Consider the following 3,753-nt stretch of genomic DNA (forward strand, 5'->3'; position numbering starts at 1 on the left):
GGCCTATGATGGAGACCTTCTCGCCGCGGGCGATGTCGAGGCTCAATCCGTCGAGAACGGTCAGCGCGCCGTAGCGCTTGGAAACATTGTCGAAGCGGACCATCGGTTGCTCGGTCATCGTACGGTCCTTCTGTTGAGCAGGCGTTCGAGGGCACGGATAAGCGCGGCCGATACCAGGCTCATCGCCAGAAAGAACAGGCCGACCAGCGTCATCGGCTCGGTGTAGCGGAAGGTTTCGGAGCCGATGATCTTGGCGGTCTGCATGAGTTCCAGCACCGCGATCGCCGAAAGCAGCGGCGTTTCCTTGAACAGCGCAACCAGATAGTTGCCGAGCGCCGGCACGATCGGCGGGATCGCCTGCGGGATGATGATGTCGCGGAACGTCGTCCAGGCCGAGAGATTGAGCGCGATCGCGGCTTCCCACTGGCCACGATGGATGTTGTCGAAACCGGCGCGGTAAACCTCCGAACAATAGGCGGCGTAGTGGACGCCGATGGCGACAACGCCGGCGGTGAACGCATCGATCACGAGGCCGAATTTCGGAAACACGAAATAGATAAAGAAGATCTGGATGAGCAGCGGCGTCGAGCGGATCAGCTCGACCAGCACCGAGATCGTCCAGCCGGTCCATGGCACGGCGATGCGGACCACCGCCAGGACAAGGCCGAGCGAGGCGGCGATGACAAAGCCTAGCAGCGTTGCCTCAATGGAGATGATTGCCGCGTGCGCCAGCACCGGCAGGATCTGCAAGGTAAAACTCCAATCCCAGATCATGCCGCCCTCCCCCGCGCCAGGCCGAGCGAAGCCCGCCTTTCGAGCAGCCGCATGCCGATGGAGATGACCAGCGACATGGCAAGATACATCAGCAGCACCAGCGTGAAGATGGGAATGGTCTTGAACGTGGTCTGGTTCATCTGCTGCGCCTTGAAGGCAAGGTCGGTGAGCGTGATCAGCGAGACCAGGGCGGTCGCTTTCAGAAGCTCGATGAACAGATTGCCCCAGGGCGGGATCATGGCGATGAAGGCCTGCGGCAGGATGATCCGGCGCAGCATCTGCGACCGGCTCATGTTGAGCGCCGTTCCCGCTTCCCATTGGCCGCGCGCGACCGATTGGATGGCGCCGCGCACGACTTCCGACCCATAGGCGCCGACGTTCAGCCCAAGCGCCAGAACAGCAACCAGAAAGGCGTTGAGCGTGACGCCGAACTGCGGCAGCACGAAGAACAGCCAGAATAGCTGCACCAGCGCCGAGGTGCCGCGGAAGATCTCGACATAGACCGTCGCCAGCCATCTGAGCGGCGCTGGGCCGTACATGCGCGCAAGCGCCGCGAGCACGCCCATGACAATCGCCAGCAGGCTGCCAATCACGGCTATTTCGATGGTCAGCAGCGCGCCCTGCAGCAGCCCCGGCAGGAACAGTCTATAGGATGCCTGCGTCGCCAGCACGCCGATAACGGCGAGCGCGACAACCAGCATGGCAACTAACGTGCGGATTCCCATCTGCCCTCCAGGAAAAAGAGGGCGGCGCTCTCGCGCCGCCAGCAGTTGGGAACTTATTCGCCCTTGCAGAGCTGCGCGGTGGTCTTGTTGGGCAGATAGTCCTTGCCGAAGCCGAGCGGCTCGACAAGGGCGATATGCTCGGGCGACCCGATGAACTTCTTCAGCTCGGCGTTGAACGCTTCCTGCAAATCGGTGTCTTCCTTGCGGAAGCCGAAGCCGCCATGACCCTTGACCGACTTGCCGGCAACCTCGCCGAACGGCTTGGTCGATTCGACGCCGTCGGCCTTCTTGGCCATCTCGGCGATCGACAGCGCCGTCAGCGTGGCCGCATCGGCGCGGCCCGACTGAACGGCGGCAACCAGGCTGGACTGATCGGGCAAGGTGACGAGCTGCGCCTCGGCGACACCCGCATCCTTGGCGTATCCGCCCTCGACGGCGCCGGCCATCACGGCGAGCTTGAGATCGGGATTGGCCTTGATGCTGGAATAGTCCGTCAGGCCTTTCGGATTGCCCTTCGCAACCAGCATGGCCTCACCGATGCCGTAGGACGGCTCCGAGAAATTGATCTCGGCGCAGCGCTTCGGATTGATGAACATGCCGGCGGCGATGATGTCGAAGCGGCCGGCCTTAAGGCCCGGAATGAGCGAGCCGAACTCGGTCAGCACGCCGTCCACCTGCTTGATGCCCATCTTGGCGAGCACCGCCTTGGCGACCTCAGGCGCTTCGCCGGTCAGCTTGCCGTCGGGCGTCGCGAAACCGAACGGCGCCTCGTTGGCAAAGCCGACACGGATGTAGCCGTCCTTCTTGGCGCGTTCGAGGGTCGTCTCCGCCTTGGCCGGCAGTGACGTGAATGCTGTCGCGGCAAGCGCAAGGCAAGCGGCGGCCTTCACGACCGCGCGGCGGGATATCTGTGACGTGAACATGCGTTCCCCTTTCAATGATTGCTTGGCTCGAGCGACGTTTCTCCTCCATCGCTTCAAGCTCATAAGACGTATACAACTCATCTGGACATATCGCAAGATGCGCTGTACGAATCTTGGAAAATAGCCGCTATCGCCACAATGCGCGGCATAACCATTGACAAGTTGTGCACAATTAAGGGCATTTTCCTGAAACTACAGGCCGAGAGCCGCGTTCGGCCGCGGCGATGGGAGGGACGGTTTTGAGCGGGTCGGACGGGTTCACCAAGGCGGAATACGCGCGGCGTCTGGCCGACGTGAAGCACCGCATGGAAACGGCCGGCTTCGATCTCATCATCTGTCAGGATCCCGCCAACATGTGCTGGCTGACCGGCTATGACGGCTGGTCTTTCTACGTGCCGCAATGCGTGCTCGTTCATCTGGAGGAAGAGCGTCCGATCTGGTTCGGCAGGGCGCAGGACGCCAAGAGCGCCCGCATGACCACCGGCCTGCCCGAAACGAACATCGTCCCGTTCTCGGAGCGACTGGTGCAGCATCCCGTCGAGCATCCCTATGACGAGCTCGCCGGGCTGATCAGGGCGCGCGGCTGGAACAGGGCGCGGATCGGCGTCGAGATGGATGCGCATTATTACACCGCGCGCTGCCATGCCCATCTCGCCGGCGGCCTGCCCGAGGCGCGCTTTTCCAACAATGGCGACCTCGTCAACTGGGCGCGCCTGGTGAAATCCGAAGCCGAGCTGGCGCTGATCCGCGAGGCGGGCGCGATCTGCAGCAATGCCATGAACCGCGCCATCGAAAAGATGCGGCCCGGCGTGCCGCAGAACCACGTCATCGCCGAGATCTATCACGCGCAGATCATGGGCGTGGCCGGCGCCGGCGGCGACTATACCGCCATCTGCCCATTGATGCCGGTCGGCGAAGGCACAAGCACGCCGCATCTGACCTGGTCGGACGCGCCGCTTCCCGACAGCGGGCTCGCCATCATCGAGATCGCCGGCGTGCGGCGGCGCTACCATGCGGCGCTGACCCGGACGGTGCATTTCGGCAAGCCGCCGGCAGCCCTTTCCGATATGGCCAAGGTGATCGTCGAAGGCGTCGACGCCGGCCTCGCAATGGCGCGGCCCGGCAACACCGCGGAACAGGTCGAAGCCGCCTGGCAGGCAGTGCTGCGCAGAAACGGGCTGAAGAAGGAAAGCCGGGTGGGCTACCCGGTCGGCCTCGCCTATCCGCCGGACTGGGGCGAACGCACCGTGAGCCTGAGACCCGGCGACAAGACCGAGCTCGAGCCCGGCATGTGCTTCCACCTCATGGCCGGCGTCTGGCTCGAGGATTTC

At 63.5% G+C, this 3,753-nt stretch carries 4 protein-coding genes and 1 pseudogene; 1 reads left to right on the forward strand and 4 read right to left on the reverse strand.

Features of this window, described 5'->3' with window-relative positions:
* From EOA29_RS43325 to ehuB, 4 genes and pseudogenes are all read right to left on the reverse strand, one after another.
* Positions 1-118 (reverse strand): annotated as a pseudogene (locus EOA29_RS43325) (ectoine/hydroxyectoine ABC transporter ATP-binding protein EhuA); the annotation flags it as partial.
* Entirely contained in the window at positions 115-774 is a 660-nt protein-coding gene (gene ehuD / locus EOA29_RS28710; protein WP_126094285.1) for an ectoine/hydroxyectoine ABC transporter permease subunit EhuD, read from the reverse strand. The gene ehuD and the pseudogene EOA29_RS43325, both read right to left, overlap by 4 nt.
* Complete coding sequence (ehuC, locus tag EOA29_RS28715; RefSeq protein ID WP_126094286.1) at positions 771-1,499, reverse strand: ectoine/hydroxyectoine ABC transporter permease subunit EhuC; 729 nt, start codon at positions 1,497-1,499, stop codon at positions 771-773. The genes ehuD and ehuC overlap by 4 nt, the downstream gene beginning before the upstream one ends.
* A gap of 53 nt (positions 1,500-1,552) precedes the next feature.
* The gene (ehuB, locus tag EOA29_RS28720) at positions 1,553-2,422 is read right to left on the reverse strand and encodes an ectoine/hydroxyectoine ABC transporter substrate-binding protein EhuB (RefSeq protein WP_126094287.1); all 870 of its coding nucleotides are present in this window, start codon (positions 2,420-2,422) and stop codon (positions 1,553-1,555) included.
* Positions 2,423-2,661: 239 nt separating this feature from the next.
* Here ehuB and EOA29_RS28725 point away from each other — a divergent pair.
* The coding region (locus EOA29_RS28725; protein ID WP_245468567.1) for a M24 family metallopeptidase at positions 2,662-3,753 on the forward strand (1,092 nt) is incomplete at its 3' end.

Origin of the sequence: Mesorhizobium sp. M1E.F.Ca.ET.063.01.1.1 (assembly GCF_003998155.1) — a bacterium.
In the GTDB taxonomy this organism is placed as follows: Bacteria; Pseudomonadota; Alphaproteobacteria; order Rhizobiales; family Rhizobiaceae; genus Mesorhizobium.

Coding starts and splice junctions, on each gene's coding strand:
- ehuD (WP_126094285.1), bottom strand. CDS start 774: ATGATCTGGGATTGGAGTTTTACCTTGCAGATCCTGCCGGTGCTGGCG.
- ehuC (WP_126094286.1), bottom strand. CDS start 1,499: ATGGGAATCCGCACGTTAGTTGCCATGCTGGTTGTCGCGCTCGCCGTT.
- ehuB (WP_126094287.1), bottom strand. CDS start 2,422: ATGTTCACGTCACAGATATCCCGCCGCGCGGTCGTGAAGGCCGCCGCT.